At 72.8% G+C, this 26,269-nt stretch carries 21 protein-coding genes; 13 read left to right on the top strand and 8 right to left on the bottom strand.

Features of this window, described 5'->3' with window-relative positions:
* Window positions 1-28: 28 nt before the first annotated feature.
* Window positions 29-1,189 (top strand): adenylyltransferase/sulfurtransferase MoeZ, encoded by a 1,161-nt coding sequence (gene moeZ, locus CRYAR_RS35220; protein WP_035857498.1) that lies wholly within the window; start codon window positions 29-31, stop codon window positions 1,187-1,189.
* Between the two features lie 45 nt (window positions 1,190-1,234).
* Here the strand turns inward: moeZ and CRYAR_RS35215 are convergent, their stop codons facing one another.
* Together CRYAR_RS35215 and CRYAR_RS35210 are read right to left on the bottom strand one after the other, a co-directional pair.
* Complete coding sequence (locus tag CRYAR_RS35215) at window positions 1,235-2,713, bottom strand: amino acid permease (RefSeq protein ID WP_035857497.1); 1,479 nt, start codon at window positions 2,711-2,713, stop codon at window positions 1,235-1,237.
* A 51-nt stretch (window positions 2,714-2,764) separates the two neighbouring features.
* A complete protein-coding gene (locus tag CRYAR_RS35210; RefSeq protein WP_211247797.1) occupies window positions 2,765-3,088 on the bottom strand; it encodes an MGMT family protein in 324 nt (107 codons plus the stop codon).
* A gap of 65 nt (window positions 3,089-3,153) precedes the next feature.
* On the opposite strand from CRYAR_RS35210, the gene CRYAR_RS35205 reads away from it, so the two are divergent.
* From CRYAR_RS35205 to CRYAR_RS35185, 5 genes are all read left to right on the top strand, one after another.
* Entirely contained in the window at window positions 3,154-4,536 is a 1,383-nt protein-coding gene (locus CRYAR_RS35205) for an MFS transporter (protein ID WP_211247796.1), read from the top strand.
* Complete coding sequence (locus tag CRYAR_RS35200; protein WP_035857494.1) at window positions 4,533-5,975, top strand: pyridoxal phosphate-dependent decarboxylase family protein; 1,443 nt, start codon at window positions 4,533-4,535, stop codon at window positions 5,973-5,975. The genes CRYAR_RS35205 and CRYAR_RS35200 overlap by 4 nt, the downstream gene beginning before the upstream one ends.
* A 61-nt stretch (window positions 5,976-6,036) precedes the next feature.
* Complete coding sequence (locus CRYAR_RS35195) at window positions 6,037-6,264, top strand: DNA-directed RNA polymerase sigma-70 factor (RefSeq protein ID WP_035857493.1); 228 nt, start codon at window positions 6,037-6,039, stop codon at window positions 6,262-6,264.
* Window positions 6,265-6,274: 10 nt separating this feature from the next.
* On the top strand, window positions 6,275-6,856 hold the full coding sequence (locus CRYAR_RS35190; protein WP_035857492.1) for a Clp protease N-terminal domain-containing protein: 582 nt from the start codon (window positions 6,275-6,277) through the stop codon (window positions 6,854-6,856).
* Window positions 6,853-7,671: an alpha/beta fold hydrolase gene (locus CRYAR_RS35185; protein WP_035857491.1), complete on the top strand. Its 819-nt coding sequence runs from the start codon at window positions 6,853-6,855 to the stop codon at window positions 7,669-7,671. The genes CRYAR_RS35190 and CRYAR_RS35185 overlap by 4 nt, the downstream gene beginning before the upstream one ends.
* On the opposite strand, the gene CRYAR_RS35180 is transcribed toward CRYAR_RS35185, so the two are convergent.
* Genes CRYAR_RS35180 through CRYAR_RS35170 form a run of 3 tightly spaced genes read right to left on the bottom strand, consistent with a single transcriptional unit; the run spans window position 7,640 to window position 10,949 of the window.
* Window positions 7,640-9,760, bottom strand: coding sequence for an FtsX-like permease family protein (locus CRYAR_RS35180; RefSeq protein ID WP_035857490.1), 2,121 nt, complete (start codon window positions 9,758-9,760; stop codon window positions 7,640-7,642). The genes CRYAR_RS35185 and CRYAR_RS35180 overlap by 32 nt on opposite strands.
* A complete protein-coding gene (locus CRYAR_RS35175; RefSeq protein WP_035857489.1) occupies window positions 9,757-10,428 on the bottom strand; it encodes an ABC transporter ATP-binding protein in 672 nt (223 codons plus the stop codon). The genes CRYAR_RS35180 and CRYAR_RS35175 overlap by 4 nt, the downstream gene beginning before the upstream one ends.
* Window positions 10,425-10,949, bottom strand: a complete 525-nt coding sequence (locus CRYAR_RS35170) for a PadR family transcriptional regulator (protein WP_035857488.1) — start codon at window positions 10,947-10,949, stop codon at window positions 10,425-10,427. Before CRYAR_RS35170 ends, CRYAR_RS35175 begins: the two co-directional genes overlap by 4 nt.
* Before the next feature lie 197 nt (window positions 10,950-11,146).
* Between CRYAR_RS35170 and CRYAR_RS35165 the strand changes: the two genes are divergently transcribed.
* Both CRYAR_RS35165 and CRYAR_RS35160 read left to right on the top strand, forming a co-directional pair.
* Window positions 11,147-14,278: an ATP-dependent helicase gene (locus CRYAR_RS35165; protein WP_211247795.1), complete on the top strand. Its 3,132-nt coding sequence runs from the start codon at window positions 11,147-11,149 to the stop codon at window positions 14,276-14,278.
* A gap of 32 nt (window positions 14,279-14,310) precedes the next feature.
* Window positions 14,311-17,508 (top strand): ATP-dependent helicase, encoded by a 3,198-nt coding sequence (locus CRYAR_RS35160; protein ID WP_425389405.1) that lies wholly within the window; start codon window positions 14,311-14,313, stop codon window positions 17,506-17,508.
* On the opposite strand, the gene CRYAR_RS35155 is transcribed toward CRYAR_RS35160, so the two are convergent.
* Together CRYAR_RS35155 and CRYAR_RS35150 are read right to left on the bottom strand one after the other, a co-directional pair.
* On the bottom strand, window positions 17,489-18,334 hold the full coding sequence (locus tag CRYAR_RS35155; RefSeq protein ID WP_035857486.1) for an alpha/beta fold hydrolase: 846 nt from the start codon (window positions 18,332-18,334) through the stop codon (window positions 17,489-17,491). The genes CRYAR_RS35160 and CRYAR_RS35155 overlap by 20 nt on opposite strands.
* Window positions 18,331-19,047 carry a VOC family protein gene (locus CRYAR_RS35150; protein WP_035857485.1) on the bottom strand — a complete coding sequence of 239 codons (717 nt, stop codon included), beginning with the start codon at window positions 19,045-19,047 and terminating at the stop codon, window positions 18,331-18,333. Before CRYAR_RS35150 ends, CRYAR_RS35155 begins: the two co-directional genes overlap by 4 nt.
* A gap of 211 nt (window positions 19,048-19,258) precedes the next feature.
* Here CRYAR_RS35150 and CRYAR_RS35145 point away from each other — a divergent pair, with 211 nt between their 5' ends.
* Both CRYAR_RS35145 and CRYAR_RS35140 read left to right on the top strand, forming a co-directional pair.
* Window positions 19,259-19,507, top strand: coding sequence for a hypothetical protein (locus CRYAR_RS35145; protein WP_157018298.1), 249 nt, complete (start codon window positions 19,259-19,261; stop codon window positions 19,505-19,507).
* A 45-nt stretch (window positions 19,508-19,552) separates the two neighbouring features.
* Complete coding sequence (locus CRYAR_RS35140; protein WP_051571351.1) at window positions 19,553-20,482, top strand: hypothetical protein; 930 nt, start codon at window positions 19,553-19,555, stop codon at window positions 20,480-20,482.
* Here CRYAR_RS35140 and CRYAR_RS35135 read toward each other — a convergent pair.
* The gene (locus CRYAR_RS35135; protein ID WP_035857483.1) at window positions 20,470-22,311 is read right to left on the bottom strand and encodes an AMP-dependent synthetase/ligase; all 1,842 of its coding nucleotides are present in this window, start codon (window positions 22,309-22,311) and stop codon (window positions 20,470-20,472) included. The two genes, CRYAR_RS35140 and CRYAR_RS35135, sit on opposite strands and share 13 nt — an antisense overlap.
* A gap of 178 nt (window positions 22,312-22,489) precedes the next feature.
* Between CRYAR_RS35135 and CRYAR_RS35130 the strand changes: the two genes are divergently transcribed.
* The 3 genes from CRYAR_RS35130 to nudC are packed head-to-tail and all read left to right on the top strand — an operon-like array spanning window position 22,490 to window position 26,192.
* A complete protein-coding gene (locus CRYAR_RS35130; RefSeq protein WP_051571350.1) occupies window positions 22,490-23,815 on the top strand; it encodes a M16 family metallopeptidase in 1,326 nt (441 codons plus the stop codon).
* Window positions 23,812-25,155, top strand: coding sequence for a M16 family metallopeptidase (locus CRYAR_RS35125; protein ID WP_035857482.1), 1,344 nt, complete (start codon window positions 23,812-23,814; stop codon window positions 25,153-25,155). The genes CRYAR_RS35130 and CRYAR_RS35125 overlap by 4 nt, the downstream gene beginning before the upstream one ends.
* The gene (nudC, locus tag CRYAR_RS35120; RefSeq protein WP_157018297.1) at window positions 25,152-26,192 is read left to right on the top strand and encodes an NAD(+) diphosphatase; all 1,041 of its coding nucleotides are present in this window, start codon (window positions 25,152-25,154) and stop codon (window positions 26,190-26,192) included. Before CRYAR_RS35125 ends, nudC begins: the two co-directional genes overlap by 4 nt.
* Window positions 26,193-26,269 lie beyond the last annotated feature (77 nt).

Here is a 26,269-nt window from a genome sequence, read left to right as displayed (position 1 = left end):
AGTAGTCCCCGTTTGGAAGGAGCCGCTCGTGGCCCTGCCGCCGCTGGTCGAGCCGGCCGCGTCCCTGTCCGTCGACGAGGTGCGTCGCTATTCGCGTCACCTGATCATCCCCGACGTGGGGATGGACGGTCAGAAGCGGTTGAAGAACGCCAAGGTGCTGTGCGTAGGCGCGGGCGGTCTCGGTTCGCCGACCCTCATGTACCTGGCCGCCGCCGGTGTCGGGACGCTCGGCATCGTCGAGTTCGACACCGTCGACGAGTCGAATCTGCAGCGCCAGATCATCCACGGCCAGTCCGACATCGGCCGGAGCAAGGCCGAGTCCGCGCGTGACTCGGTCAAGGAGATCAACCCGTACGTCGAGGTGATCCTGCACGAGACCCGGCTCGAGTCGGACAACGTGCTCGACATCTTCCGCGACTACGACCTCATCGTCGACGGCACCGACAATTTCGCCACGCGTTACCTGGTGAACGACGCGGCGGTGCTGCTCGGCAAGCCCTACGTCTGGGGCTCGATCTACCGCTTCGAGGGCCAGGTCAGCGTCTTCTGGGACGAGCACGGCCCGAACTACCGCGACCTGTACCCGGTGCCGCCGCCGCCCGGCATGGTGCCCAGCTGCGCCGAGGGTGGCGTGCTCGGCATCCTCTGCGCGTCGATCGCCTCGGTGCAGGCCACCGAGGCCATCAAGCTGATCACCGGCATCGGTGAGACGCTGCTCGGCCGCCTGATGGTCTACGACGCCCTGGAGATGTCGTACCGCACGATCAAGATCCGCAAGGACCCCGCGGGTGAGCCGATCACCGGGCTCATCGACTACGAGGAGTTCTGCGGAACGGTCTCCGAGGAGGCGCAGGACGCCGCTCGCGGGTCCACGATCACCAACCCGGAACTGCAGGAGTGGAAGGAAGCCGGGAAGGACTACTTCCTGGTCGACGTCCGCGAGCCGGCCGAGTTCGAGATCGTGTCGATTCCCGGCGCGACGCTCATCCCGAAGGGCGACATCCTCTCGGGCGCGGCGCTGTCGCAGCTGCCGCAGGACAAGCAGATCGTCCTGTACTGCAAGACCGGGGTGCGCTCGGCCGAGGCGCTGGCCGCGGTGAAGCAGGCCGGCTTCAAGGACGCCGTGCACGTGCAGGGCGGCGTGATCGGCTACGTGAAGCAGATCGACCCGTCGCTTCCCGAGTACTGAGCCGCACGAGAAAGGGCCCGCCGACGCGGCGGGCCCTTTTCGTTCTCACGCGTCGATCTTCTGGCGCCCTTCGCGGGCCAGGCGCGAGTGGCGCTTGCCGTAGCCGAAGTAGATCGCGAACCCGAGCGCCATCCAGGCCAGGAACCGCAGCCAGGTGGCCACCTCCAGGAACAGCATCAGGACGACGCAGAAGACGACGGCCAGCACCGCCACCACGGGCAGCGCCTTCACCCGGAAGGCGCGGTCCAGGTCCGGCCGGGTCCGGCGGAGCACCAACGTCGAGATCGACACCAGTGCGAACGCGAACAGCGTGCCGATGTTCACCATCTCGGCCAGCGCCGAGAGCGGGAGCAGCCCGGCCAGGATCGCCACGATGACGCCGACGATGATCGTGATGCGGTAGGGCGTCCCGAACTTCGGGTGCACGGCGCCGAGCTTCTTCGGCAGCAGCCCGTCCCGGCTCATCGCGAACGCGACCCGGCTCTGCCCCAGCATCAGCACCATGATCACGGTGGTCAGACCGGCCAGCGCGCCGACCGTGATGATGTCGGCGAACAGCGGGTGCCCGACGTCACGGAACGCGGTGGCCAGCGGCGCCTTCGGGTCCAACTCGCTGTACTTCTGCATGCCGACGACGACGAGCGAGACCGCCACGTACAGGATCGTGCAGAGCAGCAGCGAGCCGAGGATGCCCCGGGGCACGTCGCGCTGCGGCTTCTTGGTCTCCTCGGCCGCGGTCGCGACGACGTCGAAACCGATGTACGCGAAGAACACCAGCGCGGCCGCGGCGAGGATGCCGCTGATGCCGAAGCTGGCCGGCCCGGACCCGAAGATCGTCTGGATCAGCGTCGCGGAGAGCCCCGACTCGCCTTCGGCGGGCTTCGTCGGCGGGATGAACGGCGTGTAGTTCGACGCCTTGACGAAGAACAGCCCGGCGACGATCACGAACAGCACGACCGCGAGCTTGATCGTCACGATTATCGCGTTCAGGCGCGACGAGACGCGGATGCCGGTGACCAGCACCGCGGTGAGGATCAGCACGATGATCGCGGCTGGGAGGTTGAAGACACCGTCCTCGGCACTGGCTATCGACGTGGGGAGTTCCCACCCGATCGTCTCCAGCAGTACCGAGAGGTATTGCGACCAGCCGACCGAGACCGTGGCCGCGCCGATCAGCAACTCCAGGATCAGGTCCCACCCGATGATCCACGCGACGAGCTCGCCGATACCGACGTAGGAGAACGTGTACGCGCTACCGGCCACCGGCACCGTCGACGCGAACTCCGCGTAGCAGAGGCCGGCGAGGCCGCACGCGATCGCCGCGAGAACGAACGAGATCGCGACCGCCGGGCCGGCCGATTCCTGCGCGGCCTCTCCGGTGAGCACGAAGATGCCGGTGCCGATGATGACCCCGACGCCGAAGACCGTCAGGTCCAGACCGGACAGATCCTTTTTGAGTTGATGTTCGGGCTCTTCAGTCTCTTGAATTGCCTGTTCGACCGTTTTGGTGCGCATCACGCTCATGGGGTGCCTCCCGGTCCGGTTGCCGGTCCTGTTTCCCCTTGGGGCGCTCAACTAATCCGTCTCTCCCGGCCACCATCGCGCGGCGTCCATGGCGACCTTCACGCCGCGGAACGCGACGCCCTCCGACCGCAGCCGCTGCGTCGCCTCGTCCTCGTGCCCCGGCGGGAGACGGCCGTCGGACGCGACCACCCGGTGCCAGGGGACCGCGCTGCCGTAGCGCGCCATCACGGCACCGACCGTGCGGGCGGAACCGCTGCCGGTCCGCTCCCGGACCACCTCGGCGACCATGCCGTAACTCATCACCCGGCCCGGCGGGATCTCCTCGACGACGTCGAGGACCTGCTCCACGTACTCACTCGGGGGTGTTGGGGTCACGCGCCCCATTCTTCCCGGGTCAGAATGACCTTCCGCCGGCCCGTCGGAAGCGCCAGGATGCAAACGTGACAGTCACTCCGGTTTTGGCGCGGCCCGGTCTCGGCCGGGGAACGCGCATCGGGTACGCGGCCGGCTCGCTGGTGCCGGGTGCGTTCGGCACCGTCCCCGGCCTGCTGTTGCTGCCGTACCTCACCGACACGCTCGCGGTCGCGGCCGGGCTGGCCGGCCTGCTCGTCCTGCTCCCGAAGGCGTGGGACGTCCTGCTCAACCCGGTGGCGGGCCGGATCTCCGACCGGACGACGAGCCGCTGGGGTCCGCGGCGTCCCTACCTGCTGATCGGTGGGCTCGGCACCGCGGTCACGTTCGCCGCGCTGTTCGCCGGACCGCTCGACGGGGCCGCCGGCGCGGTGTACGTGACGATCGCGTTCCTCGCCACCGCGACCGCGTTCGCGTTCTTCCAGGTGCCGTTCGCCGCCATGCCGGCCGAGATCACCGCTGGCACCGCCGACCCCTACCGCGAACGCACCCGCCTGATGACCTGGCGCATCGCGGTGCTGGCGCTGGCGATCCTGGCGTCCGGCGCCGCCGCTCCGGCCATCCGCGACGCGGCCGGTGGCGGCCTCGGCGGGTACCGGGTGGCCGGTCTGGCGATCGCGGTCCTGATCGCGGCCGGGGCGCTGGCGTCGTTCTGGGGCACGCGGTCGGCGCCGGTCGGCACCGTGCACGAGAGCGAGCCGTCCCTGCGCCGCCAGCTGGCCGTCGCCCGGGGCAACCGGCCGTTCGCCCTGCTGCTGGCGTGCTTCGTCGTCCAGGCCGTCGGCATCGGCGCGATGCTGGCCGGCACCGATTACGTCGCCGCCGGTCCGCTCGGGGACGCCGGGGCCACGTCGCTGCTGTTCGTGTGTTTCGTCGGGCCCGCGCTCGTCGTGATGCCGCTCTGGGAGCGGGTGGGCGCGCGGATCGGCAAGCGGTCCGGGTACCTGGCCGGTTCCGCCCTGTTCGGCGTCGGTGCGCTCCTGGTCGGCCTGGGGCTGCTGGTGGGGCTGCTGCCGGTGCTGCTGGCCACGGCGTTGGTGGGGGTCGGGTACGCGGGCCAGCAGGTGTTCGGGCTGGCGATGCTGCCCGACACGATCGCGGCCGACGAGGCGGTCACCGGGCGTCGGCAGGCCGGGGTGTTCACCGGACTCTGGACCGGCGGGGAGACGCTCGGCCTCGCGCTCGGCCCGGGCCTGTTCGGCCTGGTGCTCCAGCTCGGCGGGTACCGCTCCGGGGTCGACGCCGCCGCGCAGCCGGACAGCGCACGGGTCGCGATCGCGCTCGGGTTCTCGGTGCTCCCGGCCGTGATCGTGCTCGGCGCGCTGCCCCTGCTCCGGCGCTACGACCTCACCCCGGCGCGCCTGGCCGCGCTCACCACCCCGACCCCGGCACCCACCCACGGAGAAGCATGAGCCTCACGAAGCGTGGCACCGCGGCCGACGACGTCCTGAGCGCGCTGGCCGAGTTGCGCGCCGGTGACCTCCCGACGCACGGCGGCCGCACCTGGGCGTACGTCTACGACTCCGGGCTCGCCGGGCTCGACGAGCTGGCGCACCGGGCCGCACAGGCCGTGACCGGGCTCAACGGGCTCGACCCGACGGTGTTCCCCTCGCTGCTGGCGATGGAGAACGAGGTCGTGGGGGCGGCGGCGTCGCTGCTCGGCGGCGGACCGGGCACGGTCGGCACCGTGACCTCCGGTGGCACCGAGTCGATCCTGCTGGCGGTGAAAGCGGCCCGCGACGGCGCCGGAGTCGAGCGGCCCCAGCTGGTCGCGCCGGTGACCGCCCACGCGGCGTTCGCGAAGGCCGCCGAGTACTTCCAGGTCGAGCTCGTCCCGGTCGACGTCGACCCGGTCACGTTCCGGCCGGATCCGTCCGCCGTCGCGGCCGCGATCACCGACCGCACCGTGCTCGTCGTGGCGAGTGCGCCCTCGTACGCGCACGGCGTGATCGACCCGGTCGCCGAGATCGCCGCGCGGGCGGCCGCGCGGAACGTCCGGTGCCACGTGGACGCCTGCATCGGCGGATGGGTGCTGCCGTTCTGGCGCCGGTTGGGCGTCGAGGTGCCGGAGTTCGACTTCCGGGTGCCTGGCGTCACGAGCATCTCGGTGGACCTGCACAAGTACGCGTACGCGCCCAAGGGGACGTCGGTGCTCCTGCACCGCGACGCCGAGCTGCGCCGGAGCCAGTTCTTCGCGTTCGCGGACTGGCCGGGCTACTCGATGATCAACGCGACGATGCAGTCGACGAAGTCGGCCGCCCCGCTGGCCGCGGCCTGGGCGGTCCTCCGCCACCTCGGTGAGGAGGGGTATCTCGGCCTGGCCGAGCGGACGCTCGACGCGACGAGGGCGTTGATCGACGGGGTGTCGGCGGTGGAGGGGCTGCACGTGTTGGGGCCGCCGCAGGCCAGCCTGGTGGCGTTCGGGGCGGCCCCGGGCGGCCCGGACCTGTTCGTGCTCGCGGACGAGCTGACCGTGCGGGGCTGGTACGTGCAGCCGCAGTTCGCGCTGGGGGAGTTGCCGGCCAACCTGCACCTGACCGTGACCGCGGCCAGCGCCGCCAGGATCGAGCCGTTCCTGGCCGATCTGCGCGAGTCGGTGGCGGCGGCCCGGGAGCACGGCGCGGTGTCGGTGGACCCCGCGATCGTTGAATACCTGCGGTCGCTCGATCCCACGACGTTGACGTCCGAGGAGTTCGCGGGCCTGCTCGCGGTCGGCGGGCTGGCCCCGGGTGACGGCGCGTTCGTGCTGCCGGCCCGGATGGCCGAGATCAACGCGCTGCTCGCCGCCGCCCCGCCGCGCCTGCGCGAGCGCCTGCTGGTCGAGTTCTTCGGCCTGCTCTACGTCCCGTAGTCCACGGTGGATCCGTCAACCATGGTTGACGCTGCCCGGCGGGTCAACTAAAGTTGACGACATGAGCGAGGCAACCGAGCTGGCCGCGGCGGCCAGCAGCGGAGACGCACGAGTGGGCCTGCGGGCCGTCCGTGCGCTCCGCCGACTGGCCGAAACGCTGGAGGCAGTGCAGGTCGAGAACGCCCGCCGAGCGGGCTGGTCCTGGCAGGAGATCGCCGAGGTCCTGGAAGTCACCAAGCAGGCCGTGCACAAGAAGTACGCCGGGCGCGTACCCGGCTCCAAGAGTTAGGAGGACGGAGATGTTCGAACGATTCACGCAGGACGCGCGCGAGATCGTCCTCGGCGCGGTGGAGGAGGCGCGGCGGTTGCGTCACCCGAGGGTCGGCACCGAGCACCTGCTGCTCGGCATGCTCACCAAGCCGCACTCCGGTGCCTACGCGGTGCTGCACGCGGCCGGCCTGGAACACGACCGGGTGCGTGCGGAGGTCACGAAGATCGTCGGCGGGTCCGGACGCATCCTCACCGACGACGACGCCGAGGCGCTCAAAGCGATAGGCATCGATCTCGACGCCGTGCTCGCGAACGTCGAGAAGTCGCTCGGCCCCGACTCGTGGACGACCCCGCCGCCGGAGCACGAGAAGAAGGGCATCTTCCGCCGTCCGCAGCGCGGCACGCGGTTCGGGCCCCGGGCCCGCAAGACGCTGGAGCTCTCGCTGCGGGAGGCGATCCGGCTCGACCAGCGTCGTATCGGCAGTGAGCACATCCTGCTCGGGCTGATCCGCGAGGGCGAAGGGCTCGCCGCCCAGGTGATCGTCGGCGCCGGGGTCAGCCTCGCCGACCTGCGGAAGAGCACCGAGACGCGCCTGCGGAGCGCGGTGTGAGCGCTCCGGCGCGGGCGGAGCTGCACACCGAGACGGTCGGGAGCGGCCCGACGTTGCTGCTCGTCCCCGGCGGCACCGGTGACGCGTCGAGCTTCGGCGTGCTGCCCCGGCTGCTCGCCCGCGACTTCACCGTCGTCACCTACGACCGCCGGGGGTTCGGCCGGAGCGCGACCGGCGCCCCGCCGGACGACGACCGGCGCCTGAGCGACGACGTCGAGGACGCCGCGGCGCTGCTCGGCGACGCGCCGGGCTACGTGCTCGGGAGCAGCTCCGGCGCGATCGTCGCGCTGCACCTCGTGGCCCGCTACCCCGAGCGTGTCGTCACGGCGATCGTGCACGAGCCCCCGCTGCTGGCCCTGCTGCCCGATGCGGCCCGCTGGCACGCGCTCCTGGACGACGTGCACGCCACCTACCGCTCGGACGGTGCCCCCACCGCGATGCGTGTCTTCGCGGCCGCGGTCGGCCTGGAACCCCCGCCCGAGCAGGTGTCGCCGGACGCCCCGCCGCACCTCGTCGAGATGTTCGCGCGCATGACGTCGAACCAGGACTTTTTCCTGGAGCACGAGCTACGTCAGTACGTGCGGCGCGTGCCGGACCTCCGCGCGCTCCAGCGCGCGAAGGACCGGATCGTGCTGGCCGGCGGGCACGACTCCCGGGACGCGGGCGGTCGGCTGGTGCCCTACCGGCCGAACGAGGTACTCGCGGCCCGCCTGGGAACGACGATCACCGAGTTCCCCGGTGCCCACCTCGGGTACCTGACCCATCCGGCGGAGTTCGCCGGCCTCATTCGTTCCGCGCTGACGCCGGACCGGTGAGCGTCCGCAGCAGCGGCAGGGTGGAGGCGACAAGCCCGAGCGACACCACCAGCCCGACGCCCACCACCAGGTAGTACTCCGTTCCGGGCGCCCGGAGCGACATCGACAGCTGGGACCGCAGGAACAGGTGCGCGGCCAGCAGACCGCTCCCGATCGCCACCGTGGCGACGGTCAGCAGCGGCACCGTGCTCTCGAACGCCACCACCCGGTGCAACACCGCCAGCGGGGTTCCGCTCAGCCGGAGCAGGCTGAACGGGCGCCGTCGCTCGATCAACCCACCGACGACGCCGACCGCGAGGCTGCAGCCGGCGACCGGGAGGCTGATCAGGATCACCACGTTCGCGACCTGGGACCAGCCCTCCATGGCCCGGTCGAAGGTCGCTGATCGATCCCGCTCGGTGGACGGCGGGTGGTGGAACCCGGGGAAACCGACCTCCAGCGCCGTCCGGGCGCGCTCCAGCGCGGCGGGCGATCCGTCGGTCCGCACCAGGAGGCTGGTGAGCGGCTGCCGGGCGAACTCGGCCGTGGTGACGGCCGACGCCGGCCAGGTCCGGCCGGGTTCGAGGACGGCCGCGAACACCTCGACGACCGCGGCCCCTGCCGGGCAGCGCCCCAGCTCGGGGGAGGCCGCCAGGTCGGCGCAGGACATCAGCGCCAGATGGTCGTCCCCGGGGGCGACGCGGAGTTCGGCGGTGGCCAGCACGCCGGGGATCGTGGCGATCCCGGGTGGCACGGTCGTTGCGTCGGTGACGTAGAGGTCCATCCGGCTCGCGTCGGGGTCGCGGCCACCCGACCGGCGTTCCGCGACCATCGACGTGATGACTCCGATCGCGACGGTGGTGACGAAGAGCGCGAGCACCAGCCCGCTGACCGAGCGGAACGCCGCCCGGGGGCTGTCCGCGAGCCGCCGTGCGGCGATGAGCGTCGAGGGGCGGCTCGATCGGCGGGCCAACGCCCTGGCGCCGACCATCGTCAGCCACGGACCGCTCGCCAGCAGGCCGACCATGACCAGCAGGATGCCGCCGAGGTAGACGAGCGTCTGCCCGGACGTCGAATCCGGGCGCCGCCCGACCGTCCAGGCCAGCAGCGACAACCCCAGCACCACTGGGGCGATCCGCCAGGCGCGGGGCGGCTTCGGCGTCGCCCGGCGGGCCACACCGAGCGGGGAGATCCGCACCCGGCGCAGCGTGACCAGCGACGACACCGCGGCCACCAGCGGCACGCCGACCGCGACCGCCACCGCGTCGAGGGCGGTGAGGGCCACGTCGCCGGGGTAGGAGGGTGCCCCGGCGAACGCCACCTCGGCGATCGGGCCGCGCAACGGCAGGTAGAGGGCGAACCCGAGGACGGTGCCGAGCACCGACGCCGCCGTCGACTCGGCCGCCGCGATCCGGGAGATCTGCCGGGGCGTCGCCCCGACCAGCCGCATCGCGGCGAAGCGCTGCTCGCGTCGGGCCGCGGCCAGCCGGGTCGCGGAGTTCACGAAGATCACGATCGGGAACAGCAGGCCGACCGCGACGATACCGAGAATCGCCTTGATCGCGGCGGAGCCGGCCTCCGGGGTGGAGGTGCCGATCGCCGTCACCTGCTCGGCGCCGTCCAGCCGCTCCATCTCGGCCGGGGTGCGCCCGACCAGCACGACGAGGTCGTCCGGCGCGGCCACCGCGTCCTTGCCCAGCAGCCCGGCCCGCCGCCCGGGGAAGCGGTCGGCGAGCTCACCGGCCGGCGTGGACGCCAGCAGGTCACGCAGCGCGGGGGACACGTAGTACTCGCCGGGGGCGGGGAGGCGATCGACCCCGGGCGGTACCGGGGAAGCCGGCCCGGTGGCGGCGACGTCGGCCCGGACCAGGTCCCGGCCCCGGAAGAAGTCCGCCCTGGTCTCCCACCAGAGCGGGTCACCGGAGCCGGTGGCCCGGCTGTCGGGGTAGAGCCAGGCGGTGCGGTCGTTCTGCGTGGTCACCGCGTTGACGCCGGCGACGATCGCGAGCAGCATGCCGACGCCGAGCGCGACCGCGGTGACGATCAGCACCAGGCGGGCGAGCGCCTCGCGTCCGCCGGCGAGCGTGAGCCGGAGCCCGAAGGCGATCATGCGGCCAGCGCCGGGCTGTTGACGCGCCCGTCCCGCACGACGACCTCGCGGTCGGCGTAGGCGGCGACGCGGGGCTCGTGCGTGACCAGGACGACGGTGGTGCCGTGCTCGCGCGCGACGTCGACGAGGAGGTCCATCACCTGCTCGCTGGTGAGCGAGTCGAGCGCGCCGGTCGGCTCGTCGGCGAAGAGCACGGCCGGGTCGGCGACCAGCCCCCGGGCCAGCGCGACCCGCTGGGCCTGACCACCGGACAGCTCGCCCGAGCGCCGGCTCTCCAGCCCGTCGAGGCCGAGCCGGTCGAACCACGGCGCGGCCTCCCGCACCGCCTGCTTCCGGCGGACGCCGGCCAGGAGCAGCGGCAGCGCCACGTTCTCCAGCGCGGTGAGCTCGGGCACCAGCTGTCCGAACTGGAACACGAACCCGAAGCGGTCGCGGCGGATCCGGCTGCGTGCCTCGTCGGAGCCGGTGTCGATCCGTTGCCCGTCGAACCACACCTCCCCGGACGAGGGCACGAGGATCCCGGCCAGGCAGTGCAGCAGCGTCGACTTGCCCGACCCGCTCGGGCCCATGATCGCGAGCATCTCGCCGGGGCGGACCTCGAGGTCGGCGCCCCGGAGGGCGGGGGTCGAACCGAACGAGAGCTCCAGGTTCTTGGCTTGCAGGATCATCGCCGCACCGCCTCCGCGAGTTTGTCCAACCGGGCCTGGGTCAGGTCGATCCACCGGAGGTCGGCCTCCAGGTGGAACAGCGCGTGGTCGGCGAGCAGCGCGTCCATCAGCTCGCCGACCCGCTTGACCTCGGTGAGCGTGCGCATCCGGGCCAGGTGGGAGGCGCGCTGCTGGTCGAGGTACTCGGTCGCCGGACGGTCGAGCATGAGCGCGAGCACGACCTTCGAGAACAGGACGCTCTGCAGGTGCGGCTCGGGTTCGACCGGCTCGGTGAGCCAGGTGTCGACCTCGGTGGCGCCGCGGTCGGTGATCACGTACTGCTTGCGCTCCGGACCTTCGCCCGGCGCGACCTCGCCCACCACGACTTTGCCGTCGCGGGCCAGCCGCCCGAGCGTCGCGTAGACCTGGCCGTAGGAGAGCGCTTTGCCGCGCCCGAAGAACGTGTCGTAGTCACGCTTGAGGTCGTAGCCGTGGCTGGGCTGCCGCTCCAGCAGGCCGAGCAGGGTGAGGGGGACGTTCATAAGCGCCACTATACGCTGAGAGTATACGCCGAGTATATAGCCGAATTCGGGCGCTTCGGTGGGGCGGGGCCACTCTTGTCGGGCACCCGTGGTCTCATGCGAAGGTGGGTGAGGGAGAGCCGCTGAGAGTCGCGGCCCGGGGTGCGACGCCGGTAGCGGTCCGTGAGCGTCCCCGAGCGAAGAGTCGCTATCGACTGGTGCGCGCTACGCCCGCGCCCGGGCGGCGTCTCGCCGTGGACGCCGACCAGCGCGCGGTCACCGCGCACGAGAGCGGCCCGCTGCTCGTCCTGGCCGGGCCGGGCACCGGGAAGACCACCACGATCGTCGAGTCGGTGGTGGCCCGCGTGGAGTCCGGCGCAGACCCGGAGTCGGTCCTCGTCCTCACCTACGGACGCAAAGCGGCCGGACGGCTGCGTGAACGCATCACCGAACGGCTCGGCCGCACCACCACCGAGCCGCTCGCCCGCACGTTCTACTCCTACGCCTGGGGCCTGCTCCGCCGGGACGCGGCGCTCCGCGGTGACCGGGCACCCCGCCTGCTCACCGGCCCGGAGCAGGACGCGCTCATCCGCGACCTGCTCGAGGGCGACATCGAGGGCTACGGCGTGCGCTGGCCGGACGCCGAGCAGCTCGAGGCTCCCCGGGGCTTCGCGGCCGAGCTGCGCGACCTGATGCTGCGGGTCCAGGAGCGCGGCATCGACCCGGTGGGCCTCGACGAGCTCGGCCAACTGCACCAGCGGCCCGACTGGCGTGCGGCGGCCCGCTTCCTCCAGCAGTACTTCGACGTGCTGGAGCTGCGCGACGCCGAGAGCGCGAACCAGGGCATCGGCTACGACAACGCGCTGATCATCCAGGAAGCGGTCACCCTGCTCCGCAACGATCCGGAGCTGCTCGACCAGGAGCGCCGGGCCCGGCGGCACGTCTACGTCGACGAGTTCCAGGAGACCGACCCGGCCCAGCGCGAGCTGCTGCGGCTGCTCTGCGGCGGCGGGCGGTTCCTGGTCGCGGCGGCCGACCCCGACCAGTCGATCTTCGGCTTCCGCGGTGCCGACCCCGGCGGCGTCTACTCGTTCGCCGACGACTTCCCGACAGCCGACGGCGAGCCGGCCGAGACCGTCGTCCTGGGCACCGCCCACCGCGCCGGTCCCACGCTGCAGGAGACCGCCGACCGGGTCGGCACCCGGCTGCGTGGCGGGGCCAAGCAGCGCACCCCGCACCTCGGCCCGGAGACCCCGGCCGCACTGGCCGACGGCGTCGAGGTCGTGACCGTGCGCAGCGCCACCCAGGAGGCCGCGTACGTCGCGCACCGGCTGCGTCGCGCGCACCTCATCGACGGGGTGCCGTGGTCGCGGATGGCGGTCCTGGTGCGCTCGGCCCCGCGCTCGGCGAGCACTCTGCGTCGCGGCCTGGTGCACGCCGGCGTCCCGGTGGAGATCGACACCGACGAGCTGCCGCTGGCCCAGCAGCGCGGCGTGGCCCCGATCGTCCGGGCGCTCGGCGTCGCGCTGCACCCCGAGCGCCTCGACGACGCCGCCGCGGTCGCGCTGCTCACGTCCCCGCTCGGTGACGCCGACGCGCTGAGCCTGCGCCGGCTGCGTCAGCAACTGCGGCTGGTGGCCTCGGCCGGCGGTGACACCCGGTCCTCGGCCGAGCTGCTGCCCGAAGCGCTCGCCGATCCCCGCGACCTGATCCCGGTCGACTCCGAATGGGGCCGGCCGGCGCGGCGGGTGGCCGCGGTGCTGACCGCGATCAGGGCCGCGGCCGAGGAGCCCGGCGCCACCCCCGAATCCGTGCTCTGGTCCGCCTGGGAGGCCTCCGGCCTCGGCCCGCGCTGGGAGGAAGACAGCCTGCGCGGCGGGGTCGAGGGTGCCGACGCCGACTCCGCGCTCGACGCCGCGGTCGTGCTCTTCGACCAGGCGGCCAACTTCGTCGACGGGCTGCCCGGCGCCACCCCGACGATGTTCGTCGACTACCTCGAGCACCTGCGCATCCCGGCCGACTCGATCGCGCCCACCGGTCAGCGCAGCGAGGTCGTCCGCATCCTCACCGCGCACGCGTCCAAGGGCCTGGAGTGGGACGTCGTCGCGGTCGCCGGTGTGCAGGAGGGGCTCTGGCCGGATCTGCGTCCGCGGGGCACCGTGCTCGGCTCCGAGGAGCTCGTCGACGTGGTCGCCGGCCGTCCGCCGCAGCTCGCCGGTCACCTGGCCCAGCTCCTCGACGAGGAGCGGCGGCTGTTCTACGTCGCGGTCACGCGGGCCCGGCGCGCGCTGCTGGTCACCGCCGTCGACACGGTCGACGGGGAGGACGCCCAGCAGGCCTCCCGTTTCCTGGACGAGATCGACCCGCCGGAGCAGCCGCTGGTGGCCCGGGACGAGGACGGCGGCCGGGCCGCGGTCGTCGTGCCGCGCCAGCTGACGCTCCCGGCGCTGGTCGCGGAGCTGCGCCGGGTCGTGCTCGACCGCGAGGGCGATCCGGTCCGCCGCCGGTCGGCCGCGCGGCAGCTCGCCCGGCTCGCGGGCGCGGGTGTGCCCGGCGCCGATCCGGCCGAGTGGTGGGGTTTCGCGCCGCTCTCGGACGCCGAGGCGCTCCGCGGACCCGACGAGATGGTCGCGGTGTCGCCGTCGCGCGTCGAGGCGTTCCAGACCTGTGCGTTGCGCTGGCTGCTCGAGACCAGCGGCGGCGGCACCACCAGCACCGCCCAGGGCATCGGAACCGTCGTGCACGACGTCGCGGCCGAGGTCACCGGGCCCGACCTGCGTGAGCTCTCGGCGCGCCTCAACGAGCGCTGGCGCCGGGTCGACCTCACCGGCTGGTACGGCCGCAAGCAGCACGAACGCGCCACCCAGATGGTGGATCGGCTGGCCGGGTGGCTGGCGCGCAACCCACGCCAGCTGGTGGCGGTCGAGCGCGAGTTCTCGGTCGACGTGGGGCGCGCGACGATCCGGGGTCGCGTCGACCGGCTGGAGCGCGACGAGGACGGCCGGTTGGTCGTCGTCGACCTGAAGACCGGGCAGAGTAAACCACCGGCGGAGAAGATCCCCACCCACCCGCAGCTGGGCGTGTACCAGCTGGCGGTCGAGCACGGCGCGTTCCCCGAGCACGGCAGCGAGACCGGCGGGGCGTCGCTGGTCCACATCGGCATGCCCACGGTGCGGGCCTCCGAGCAGGTGCAGGAGCCACCGCAGCGCCAGTGGGCCGAGCAACTCGTCCGCGACGTCGCCGACGGCATGGCCGGCAGCGTCTTCACGGCCACCCAGAACAACTACTGCCGGATGTGCGCGGTCGCGTCGTCGTGCCCGATCGTGTCGGGCCAGGTGACCGACGAGTGAGTGACGGCTGGCCCGCCGGGTCGTTCTCGGCCCTGGACATCGCCGAGCGCCTCGACCTGCCCCGCCCCACCGACGAGCAGATCGCGGTGATCGAGGCGCCGCTCGCGCCGGTGCTCGTCGTCGCCGGCGCCGGGTCGGGCAAGACCGAGACGATGTCCGCGCGGGTCGTCTGGCTGGTGGCCAACGGGCTGGTGCGGCCCGAGGAGGTGCTCGGGCTCACGTTCACCCGGAAGGCCGCGGCCGAGCTGGCCAACCGGGTGCGCCAGCGGCTGGCGCAGCTGCGCGCCGTCCTGGCCGGTGGGGTGCAGGTCGGTGACCCCACGGTGGCCACCTACAACGCCTACGCCGCGCGGGTGGTGGCCGAGCACGGGCTGCGCGGAGGGTTCGAGCCGTCGGCCCGGCTGCTCACCGACGCCCGTACCTGGCAGCTGGCCAGCGGCTCGGTGGAGATCTACGACGGCGACATGTCGTTCGTGGACTGGACCCCGCCGACCGTCTCCACCGCGGTGCTCGACGTCGCCGGGCAGCTCGCCGAACACCTGCGCACCACCGACGAGCTGGTCGACTGGACCGAGGCGTTCGTCCGGCGCGTCTCGGGGCTGCCCAAGGGCCCGCGCCAGCGCAACGCGATCGCGCCCGAGCTGAAGAAGGTGCTCGACGTCCAGCGCGCCCGGCTGCAGGTGCTGCCGCTGGTGGAGGAGTACGACCGGCGTAAACGCCGGGACGAGGTGATGGACTTCGCCGACCAGGTGTCGCGCGCCGCCCGGGTCGCGAGCAACCACGCCGAGGTCGGCCGGGTCGAGCGCGCCCGGTACCGCGTCGTGTTACTCGACGAGTACCAGGACACCAGCCACGCGCAGCTGGTGCTGCTGCGATCGCTGTTCGGCGGGGGTCATCCGGTGACGGCGGTGGGCGACCCGTGCCAGTCGATCTACGCCTGGCGTGGTGCGTCGGCGGGCAACCTGACGCGGTTCCCGGAACATTTCCCGCGTAGGTCCGGTGACACCCCGGTGCTGCCGCTCACCACGAGCTGGCGCAACGGGCCGCAGATCCTCGACCTGGCCAACGCGCTCTCCGCGCCACTGCGCGGCACGCCCGGCGGTCCGCGTACCTGGGTCAGCGACGCGGTCGCCGGCACGCCGGTGCCGGAGCTGCAGGCGTCCCCGCATCGCACCGACCCGGGCGAGGTGCTCTGCTCGCTGCACGAGACCGTGCAGGACGAGGCGGTCTGGATCGCGTCGCAGATCGCGTCGCGCTGGCGGGCCGGTGGTGACCGGCCGCCGACGGTCGCGGTGCTGGCGCGTACCCGTAACCAGTTCGAGCGCCTGGCCGACGCGCTGCGCGCGACCGGTCTGCCGGTCGAGGTCGTCGGCCTCGGCGGTCTGCTCGCCACCCCGGAGGTCCGCGACCTGGTGGCGACGCTGAACGTCCTGATCGACCCGACGGCCGGCGCCGCGCTGCTCCGGTTGCTCTCCGGTGCCCGCTGGCGGCTGGGGCCGCGTGATCTGGACGCGCTCGGGCGGCGCGCCCGGGAGCTGGCGGCGGCCACCGCCGGGCCGGACGACGACACCCCGATCGAGAAGGCCGAGGAGCGCAGCATCATCGAGGCGCTCGACGACCTGGGCCCCGCCGAGGGGTACTCGGCCGTCGGCTACGAGCGGCTGACGCGCTTCGCCGACGAGCTGCGCCGGCTCCGGCTGCGCGTCAACCAGCCGGTGCCCGACCTGGTCGCGGAGGTGGAGCTCCGGCTCGGCCTGGACATCGAGGTCGGCAGCCGCACGCTCGACGGCGCGACGCCGGGCACCGCGTCGCTGGCCCGGGCCCACCTGGACGCGTTCGCCGACGTGGCCGCCGACTTCGCCGAAGCCGCCGAACAGCCGACGCTCTCCGCGTTCCTCTCCTACCTGAGCGCGGCCGACGAGCGGGAGCGCGGGCTCGCACCGGGTCAGGTCGACGTCCGGCCGGGCGCCGTGCAGGTCCTCACCGTGCACGCCGCGAAGGGCCTGGAGTGGGACGTGGTCGCGGTTCCCGGCCTCTCCCGGGGAGTGTTCCCCGGCACGGCCAAGATGTCCGACACGTGGAGCCGCGGCCTCGGGGTGCTCCCGTTCGAGCTGCGCGGCGACGCGGCCGACCTGCCCTCGCTGGTGCTGACCGGCGTCACCGACCAGAGCGAGGCGAAGGCGGCGCTGGCCCGATTCGGCGACGCGTGGAAGTCGCGCGCGCTGGCCGACGAGCGGCGGCTGGCGTACGTGGCGGTCACCCGGGCCCGGCACGTGCTGCTCTGTTCGGGCGCCTGGTGGGACGCCGGGGTCGAGCCGCGCGGGCCGTCCCAGTTCCTGCACGAGGTGCACGAGCACTGCGTGAACGGCGGCGGCACCGTCGACGGCTGGTTCGAGGAGCCGGAGTCCGGGACCGAGAACCCGCTGCTCGCGGCCGGGCGGGTCGTGCTCTGGCCGTTCGACCCGCTCGGCGCGCGCCGGGACGAGGTGGAGGAAGGCGCCGCGCTCGTCGTCGCGGCGGCCACGGCCGAGGAGACCGAGGCCGAGCGGGAAGCCGGCGAGGCCTGGGCGGAGGAGGCCGAGATGCTGCTCGCCGAGCGCGCCGGGGCCCGTCCCGACGGCGACGTCGTCGACGTCCCGCTCCCACCCCAGCTGACCGTGTCGCAGCTGGTCCTGCTGGGCCGCGACCCGGCCGAACTGGCGCGGCAGCTGCGCCGTCCGGTGCCGGTTCCGCCGGCGCCGCTGGCCCGGCGGGGTACCGCGTTCCACGCCTGGCTGGAACGCCGGTTCGGCGCCGACCGGCTGCTCGACGTCGACGAGCTCCCGGGCGCCGCCGACGCCGGTGAGTCACCCGACGACGAACTCCCCGCGCTGCAGGAGGCGTTCCTGCGCAGCGAGTGGGCCGACCGGGTGCCGCAGCACGTCGAGGTGCCGTTCGCGACGCTGCTCGGCTCGACGGTCCTTCGTGGGCGGATCGACGCGGTGTTCCGCACCACGCACGGCTGGGAGGTCGTCGACTGGAAGACCGGCCGCCCGCCGTCCGGGCCGGCCGCCGCGTCGGCGCAGGTGCAGTTGGCCGCGTACCGGCTGGCCTGGGCGGCGCTCGCCGGCTGCCCGGTCGACGAGGTGAGCGCCGCGTTCCACTACGTCCGCGTGGTGCGTACCGTGCGGCCGGCCGACCTGCTCGACGGGGACGGCCTCGCCGCGCTCGTCACCGCGCTGGGGCGCTGACCCGCTCCAGCACGACCTCGGCGATGCGGTCGGGCGCCTGGTCGGGCAGCCAGTGCGTCAGGCCTTCGAGCTCGACGAACGTGTAGTCGCTCTCGACGTGGGTGCCGGTCGCCTCGGCGGCGGCGCGGCCGAGCGCGGTGTCGCCGTCGCTCCAGACGTACGTCGTCGGCACCCGCACCGGTCCGGCGTTCAGCGAGTCGCGCGCCCGCATGGCCCGGTACCAGTTCAGCGTCGCGGTCAGCGCGCCACGCGCGCGGAGCGGCCGCACGTACCGGTCGACGTCGTCGCGGGACAGCCCGGAACCGGCGAACACGCCGCGGAGCGTCCGTGCGTTGAACGCGAGCAGCACGCGCTCGGCGATCCAGCGGCGCCGGAAGAAGTAGATGTACGACGACTTCTTCCGCTGGTCGGGATCCGACCGCAGCGCGGTGACGAACGCCCGCGGGTGGCCCACCGAGAGCGCGGTGAGCGTGCGGACGCGGTCGGGGTGGCGGGCGGTGAGGTGCCAGGCGACGATCGCACCCCAGTCGTGCCCCACCACGTGCGCCGACGCCAGCCCGAGGTGGTCGAGCAGCGACAGCACGTCGGCGACCAGGTGGTCGAGCGCGTACGCGTCGACGCCGTCCGGCCGGGCGCTGGGGGAGTAGCCCCGCTGGTCGGGGGCGTAGGTGCGGTAGCCGGCCGCGTTGAGCCGCGCGGTGACGCCGTCCCACTCCGCGGCGTTCTGCGGGAACCCGTGCAGCAGGACCACCGGGTCGCCGTCGGCCGGGCCGCCGACCCGGAGATCGAACGTCAGGCCACCCGAGGTCCAGCGGTCCGCGGTCATCGGCTCTCCCTCGGGAAGAGACAGAACTCGTTGCCCTCGGGGTCGCCGAGAACCCACCACGAGATGTCGTCGTCCGGGCTGCGGTGCAGCGTCGCACCGGCTTCGACGAATGGTTCCGGGCCGTCGGCGTCGACGAGCGTGACGTCCCAGTGCCAGCGGTTCTTGACGCTCTTGGGCTCGGGAACCGGTCCGAACACCCACATGTCCCAGGGGAAGCCCGCCGCGCCCTCGATCCAGGTGTAGTCCTTGTGCTCGGCCTGGTGGACCTCGCCGCCGAGCCGGTCCGCCCACCAGGTGGCCAGCCCGAGCGCGTCCGCGCAGTCCACGTTCAGTTCGAACGGGGTGGGCCCGGCGACCGGGGTCGCGGACGGCAGGAACGCGCAGAAGATGTTGCCGTCGGGATCGATCAGCTGCCACCACGGGTCGACGCCGGGCTCGGAGACGATGCGGGCCCCCAGCGCCACCAGCGGCGACACGTCGGGCTCCGGCAGCCGGAGATCTAGGTGCACGCGGGTCTTCCCGGTACGGGGTTCGGGGACGGGGTTGACCCAGAGCTGGGTCTCGATCGGCGCACCCGGCCGCGCGTCCACGCGGTATCCCTTCGGACCCTCCGTGGTCGTGGACCCCAGTACCGCGGCCCAGAACCGGCTCAGCCCGGCGGCGTCGTCCGGCGGAGCGTCCAGGACCAGGTCTTTGAAACGGGCGATCGCCATGGGCGGAGACCTTATTCACTCGGGGGCGGTCGATCTGCGTCGGTAGAGACCGAATCGCTACATCCGTACGTTGGCTCGCTGACAGAAATCTACGGGGAAACGACGCAGACTAGCGCCACGATGCAACCGACGACCGTCTCGGAGCGTCCTACCGCGTGAGGGGTTTTCACTTCGGCCCCGGGAGACCCGGGAGCCGACAGGAGGTGTGGAGATGCGCATGTACCGGCGAGCCCAGGCTGCCGGGTGGTCGACGGTAGTGCTCAGCGCCGTCGTGGGCCTGGTGATGGCGGCGCTCGTCGCGCTGACACCGTGGCGCGTGGCGGACCTCGGCGGTCCGGGGGCACGTGACCGGGTGGAATCCGTGAGGGAGGATGGAGCGGTCGAGCGCGGCGTGAACGTCCGGAGCTTCATCGCCGCGACCCGGGACGTGTCCGGCACGGATTGGTACCGCGTCGGCTGACGGACGGCGCCCCCGGGCCGGAACGGTGCACGGGAGCGGCTGCGTATGACGACCGGCGATGGGTCGGGGAACGCGAACGGTGGGGCCGGAAGCCCGTGGGCGCGCCCGGCTACCGGCAGTGAGCCCCCGGTCACCTGGGTCAGGCCGAACGCGCCCGCGGGCGCGCCCCACCCGGGGTACCACCGGCGACCGGCCCCCGACGTCATCGGGACGCCGGACGCCCCGGCCAAGCCGTCGGTGGCGAAGTGGGTGATCGGCGGGGGAGCCGTGCTCGTGCTCGGCCTCGTCGTCGTGCTGGTGCTGGCCTCCGCCGGGGTCTTCCGCAGCGACAACCCGAGCCTGTTCGGCCCGTTCGCGGGCGAGGACCCTGAAGTATCCAAGCCGCCGCTGGCCCAGCTCTGCCCCCCGGCGTCGGAGAACCCGCCGCCCGGCGGCAAGGAGCCGGCCCCGGTGGCCGGGCCGCGCATCCCCGACCGCGACGCCGGCATCTCCTACCTGCGACTCGGCGACCCCTGGAAGCTGTGGGACCGGGGCCCGTGGGGCCAGGGGACGCTCGGCGTCGACTTCAACACGGGCTACTACTTCGTCACCGAGACTTACTCGGGCGGCGACTACCTCGCGTCCGTGCTCTCCGGCAAGGTGCCGGCGACGGTCGGCGACAGCCTCTCGCTGAACCTGCCCTGCGCCGGGCGTCAGGTGGCCGAGGACGTGCGACGGGCCTACTACCCCCAGCCCAACGTCAAGGAGCAGGCCCGGGACGAGCAGATCGTCGTGGGCGGTCGGCCGGCCTGGGTGTCGACGTTCCACCTGACGTTCGAGGCGAACGGCCTGGACGCGCGCGGCGAGCAGGTGGCCGTCGTCCTCGTTGACGTCGGCCGACCTGACGCCGCGGTGCTCTACATCTCGATCCCGGACACCCACCGGCAGTACAACCCCGAGATCGATCGCGTCATCGCCTCGATTCAGCCCGCGTAGAGGCCGTCGAGTTCCTTCGTGTACTTCTCCTCGACGAACTTGCGGCGGACCTTGAGCGACGGCGTGATCTCGCCGTTGTCGACCGAGAGGTCGTGCGGCAGGATCACGAAGCCCTTGATCGCCTCCCAGCGGTTGAGCTGTCCGTTGAGCTGATCGACGCCGCTCTGCACGTGGGCGCGCACCTGCGGGTGGTCCGAGAGCTCGGCCACCGACAGCGACTCCAGCCCCGCGCCCTGCGCCCAGGTCTTGATCTCGTCGGGGTCGAGCGTGATCAGCATGGTGCAGAAGTTCCTGGTGTGCACGATCACCTGGCTGACCTGCGGGACGATCGTCTTGAACAGTCCCTCGATGTACGAGGGCGCGACGTACTTGCCGCCGGACGTCTTGACCAGGTCCTTCTTGCGGTCGGTGATCCGCAGGAACCCGTCGTCGAGCTCGCCGATGTCACCGGTGTGGAACCACCCGTCCTCGGTGAGGACGGCGGCGGTCTCCTCCGGCTTGTGGTGGTAGCCCCGCATGACGCCACCGCCGCGCAGCAGGATCTCGCCGTCCTCGGCGATCTTGACCTCGAGGTCGCCGAGCGGGATCCCGACCGTGCCCAGCCGGAACTTGCCCGGCCGGTTGACGAACGAGCCCGCGGTGGTCTCGGTGAGGCCGTACCCCTCGTAGATCGGGATACCGGCGGCGTGGAAGAACTCCGCGACCTCGCGGGACAGCGGCGCGGCCCCGGAGATCATCCCGCGCATCCGGCCGCCGAACCGGGTCTGCAGCTTGCTGAACACCAGCTTCGTGGCGATCGCGTACTTGACCGCGAGCAGGCCGGACGGCTCCTTGCCCTGCTCGCGCAGCGCCACGACCTCGCGCCCGACGCCGAGCGCCCAGGTGAAGATCTTCCAGGTGACGCCGCCCTTGTCCTGCGCCATCGTGCGGACCCGGTTGTAGACCTTCTCGTAGATCCGGGGGACGCCGGCCATCACCGTCGGACGCACCGTCGGCAGGTTCTCGACGATCTTGTCGACCCGGCCGTCGACGTAGCTCTCGAAGCCGATCGTGAGCTGGGCGCAGAGCAGCACCTTGCCGAAGACGTGCGCCATCGGCAGCCAGAGGTACTGCAGGTCGCTCTCTTCGATGATGCCGAGACCGGCCTGGGCGTCGGACTCCCAGATCCAGTTCGCGTGCACCAGGCGGACGCCCTTGGGCCGGCCGGTCGTCCCGGACGTGTAGACGAGCGTGGCCAGGTCGTCCGGCCCGATGCCGTCGATGCGCTGCTCGATCAGCCCCGGCTCGGCGACGAGCCGCTCGGCGCCGCGCTCGAGCAGGTCGTAGAGCGAGAGCACCTCCAGGCCTTCGGTGGCCTCGGCCGACTCGAGCGCGTCGAACGTGACGACCGCTCGTAGGTCCGGCAGCTCGTCGAGCTTCCCCTGGAACTTCGTCAGCTGGGCGGCGTCCTCGGCGAACAGGACCACGCTGCCGGAGTCGGCCACGATGAACGCGGCGTCGCCGGGCTCCGTCGTCGGGTAGATCGTGGTGGTGGCGCCACCGGCGCACATCACCGCGAGGTCGGCGAGGATCCACTCGATGCGGGTGCCGGACGCGATCGCGACCCGGTCACCGGGCCCGACGCCGAGCTCCGCCAGCCCCGCGGCCAGCGCGTAGACCTGCTCGGCGGTCTCCTGCCAGGTGAGGCTCGTGGTTCCGATGGCGCCGGCGCCGATCGTCGTGCTGATCGGTGCCGGCCCCGCGAACGCCCGGCCCTCCGGGTTTTTGGCCACTTGGGCGCGGAAAAGCTGGCCGATCGAGCGGTGCCCGGTGTCCACGGTGACGGTCATGCTGCGCGCTCCTTCGCCCCCGGCATGTGATGCGGCACACGGTACTGACGAGTAAGCACCTCTGTGCGTCGTTCGACGATTCTCGTCGTACTCCTACGACGACCTAGTTGGCCTGGCCAAACGTTCGGCGGAGTGCCTAAGGCGAGGTTCGGCGAATTCACGGGCTAGGGTCGACAGCGTGTCTGCACCCACCTCTGCCGGCGCGCCGGTCACGATTCCCGCCACCGGCTTCCCGGTCGAGCGGTTCACGTTGCCCAACGGCCTCCGGGTCGTCCTCACGCCGGACCGGTCCGCCCCGGTGATCGCGGTCGGTGTCGTCTACGACGTCGGCATCCGATCCGAGCCGCAGGGCCGCACCGGGTTCGCCCACCTCTTCGAGCACCTGATGTTCCAGGGCTCGGAGAACCTGGAGAAGCTCGCCCACTTCCGGTACGTGCAGGCCTCCGGGGGCGTGTTCAACGGCAGCACCCACCTGGACTACACCGACTACTACGAGACGCTGCCGAGCAACGCGCTCGAGCGCGCGCTCTTCCTCGAGGCCGACCGGATGCGCCGGCCCGAGCTGACCGCGGAGAACCTCGCCAACCAGATCGCGGTGGTGAAGGAGGAGATCCGGGTCAACGTGAAGAACCGCCCCTACGGCGGCTTCCCCTGGCTGCTGCTGCCGCCGGTCATGTTCGACACGTTCGCCAACGCCCACGACGGCTACGGGTCGTTCGAGGACCTGGAGTCAGCCACGGTCGAGGACGCGCAGAGCTTCTTCTCCACGTACTACGCGCCGGGCAACGCGGTGCTCGCGGTCGGCGGCGACCTCGACGTCGCCGGGGCGACCGCGCTCATCGAACGGCACTTCGGCGACGTCGAGGCCCGGCCGGTGCCGACGCGGCCCGACTTCGCCGAGCCCGACCTGACGTCCGAGCGCCGCGCCGTCCACCACGACGCGATGGCGCCGCTGCCCGCGGTCGCGATGGCCTGGCGGGTACCCGACCCGGTCAACGACCTCGCGGCGTACCTGCCCTACGTCGTGCTGGCCGAGGTGCTCACCGACGGGGACGCCTCCCGGCTGCAGGAGCGGCTGGTGCTCACCGACGCGATCGCGACGAGCGTCTCGGGTTACCTCGGTTTCATGGGCGACCCGTTCGACGTGCGCGACCCCACCGCGCTGCTGCTGCAGGTGCATTTCCCGCCGTCGGTGTCGTCCGACACCGTGATCACCGCGATCGACCAGGAACTCGAGCGACTGGCCGGCTCCGGGCTGGCCCCGGGTGAGCTGTCCCGGGTGCAGGCGCGGCTGGCCGCCCACCTGCTCCGCGAGGTCGACGCCGTCCTCGGCCGCACGCTCTCGATCGCCGTGCTCGAGCAGCAGCGCGGGCGGGCCGAGCTGATCAACGACCTGCCGCACCTGCTGGCCGAGGTCACCGCCGAACAGGTGGTCGCCGCAGCGCAGACGCTGCGTCCGTCCCGCCGTGCCGTACTCGAATTGGTCCCGGGGAGCGCCCAGTGAGCCCGTCGCACGCCGCCCCACGCCGGAGCGTCCCGGATCTCGAGGAGCCCCGCGCGCTTCCCGAGCCGGAGATCGCCGAGCGCACGCTCGCCAGCGGCCTGCGTGTCGTCGCGGTGCGCCGCGGCACCGTCCCGCTCGTCGAGCTCCGGCTGCGGATCCCGTTCGCGGGCGCGTCCGCCGGTGACGAGGTATCGGTCTCGGCGGTGCTCGCGAACGCGCTGCTGTCGGGCACCGACACGCACACGAACGTCGAGCTGGCCGCCGACCTGCAGAAGATCGGCGGTGGCCTGTCGGTCGGCGTCGACCCCGATCGGCTGGTCGTGTCCGGCAACACGCTCTCGGACGGGCTGGGCCGCCTGCTCGAGCTCCTCAACGAGGTGTTGACCACCGCCACCTATCCCGAGCGGGAGGTGCGCACCGAGCGCGACCGGCTCGCCGACCGGATCCAGATCGCGTTCTCGCAGCCCGCGCAGGCGGTCCGCCGGGCGCTGCTGCGCCGGGTCTACGGCAGCCACCCGTACGCGGTCGAGACGCCGGAGCCCGAGCAGGTGCGCGCGATCGAGTCCGCGGCGCTGCGGACGCTGCACGCCGAGCGGGTCCTCCCGGCCGGCAGCGTGCTCGTGCTCGTCGGCAACATCGATCCGGCCGCCTCGCTCGATCTGGTCGAGAGCGCGCTGAGTGGGTGGTCACCGACCGGGTCGGCGCACCGCACGCCGCCCACCCCGCCGCTGACCGTCGGGCCGCTGCTGCTCGTCGACCGGCCTGGTTCGGTGCAGTCGTCGCTGCGGGTGGCGTTGCCCGCGCTGCCGAGGGGCCACGCCGACTACGCGGCGTTCCAGCTCGCGAACCTGATCTTCGGCGGCTACTTCTCCTCCCGGCTGGTGGAGAACATCCGCGAGGACAAGGGCTACACGTACTCTCCGCACTCCGGCGTCGACCACTCGGCCGCCGGCTCGATGACGCTCGTCAGCGCCGACGTGGCGACCGAGGTCACGGCACCGGCCCTGCTCGAGATCCAGTACGAGCTCGGGCGGATGGCCACGTTGCCGCCGACCGCCGAGGAGCTGGAACAGGCCCGCCAGTACGCGATCGGCACGCTGGCGCTGTCGATCTCGTCGCAGGCCGGCCTGGCCGGGATGCTCATCGCGCTGGCCGGGACCGGCCTCGACCTGGAGTGGCTGGCCGAACACCCGATCCGGCTGGCCAAGGTGACGCTGGAGGAGGTCGCCGCCGCGGCGGCGAGCCACCTCGCGCCGTCCGGCGGGGTGACCGTCGTGCTGGGTGACGCCGGCCTGGTGGCGGGTCCGCTGGGCGCGCTCGGCGCCGTCGACCGGTCGTGACGACCATCGGCACGGGGCAGGGCGGCCCCGAGCAGACCGAGGGCGCGGAAGGCGTTCCGGAGATCGACCGCGAGCGCACCGCGGCCTGGGAGACCAGCGCGCCCGGTGCCCCCGACCCGGCCGCGGCCGAGCTGCCGGTCTGGCGGCAGCTCGCGCTGGGGCGGGCGATGCCCGACCGGGCCGCCCACCACCGCCTGGACGGCCCCTGGCTCGACGCGGCCTGGGCGCGCGCCCGCATCCTCCTGCTCGACGACAAGGGCCGGGTGCTCGTCGAGGGCGGCACGCAGGAGCCGCGGCTGGTCTGGGCCTCGGCCGAGGACCCGGCCACGGCCGCGGACGCCGAGCGGCTGTTCCTGGCCGAGGACGAAGGTGTGCCGTACTTCGCGCTGCTCACCGAGCTGCCGGAGACGGCCGGAGCGCGTCCGGCGAGCCTGCGTGAGGTCGGCGCGCAGCTCGGTCCGCTGGAGTCGGCGTTGCTCACCGAGGCGATCGGCCTGGCGAACTGGCACCGCGACTACCGCTACGGCCCGCGCACCGGCACCCGCCTGGGGTGGCGGGCGGGTGGCTGGGAGGCCGAGGCGGTCGACGGCTCGGAGGTCGTCTATCCGCGCACCAACCCGGCGATCATCGTGCTGGTGCACGACGGCGTCCCCGGCGACGAGGGGCGGTGCCTGCTGACCCGGGGGCTCACCTGGCCGGAGGGGCGGTACTCGTGCGTGGCCGGCTTCGTCGAGCCGGGCGAGGCCGCCGAAGCCGCGGTGTTCCGCGAGGTCGCCGAGGAGACCGGCGTGCGGATCCGTGAGTGCACCTACCTGGCGAGCCAGGCCTGGCCGTTGCCGGCGTCGCTGATGCTGGGCTTCTACGCGCTCGCCGACTCCGGCCAGCCGGTCACGGTCGAGGAGGTCGAGCTGGCCGACGCGCGCTGGTTCACCCGTGGTGAGCTGCGTGGCCGTGGGCCCGGGCCGGCCCCGATCGTGCCGCCGCCGCTCTCGATCGCGCACGAGTTGCTGACCGCCTGGCGGGACGAACGTCGCTGAGATCTCGCTGTATCACGGCCGGCGTCCGCTGCTCTGTGTAGTTGTGGCCGCCCCGGTGAGCCCCCTCTCTCGACGGG

The organism is Cryptosporangium arvum DSM 44712 (assembly GCF_000585375.1).
Taxonomy (GTDB): domain Bacteria; phylum Actinomycetota; class Actinomycetes; order Mycobacteriales; family Cryptosporangiaceae; genus Cryptosporangium; species Cryptosporangium arvum.
The sequence above is the reverse complement of the archived record's forward strand: the minus strand, read 5'-3'. Positions and strand labels throughout refer to the sequence as shown.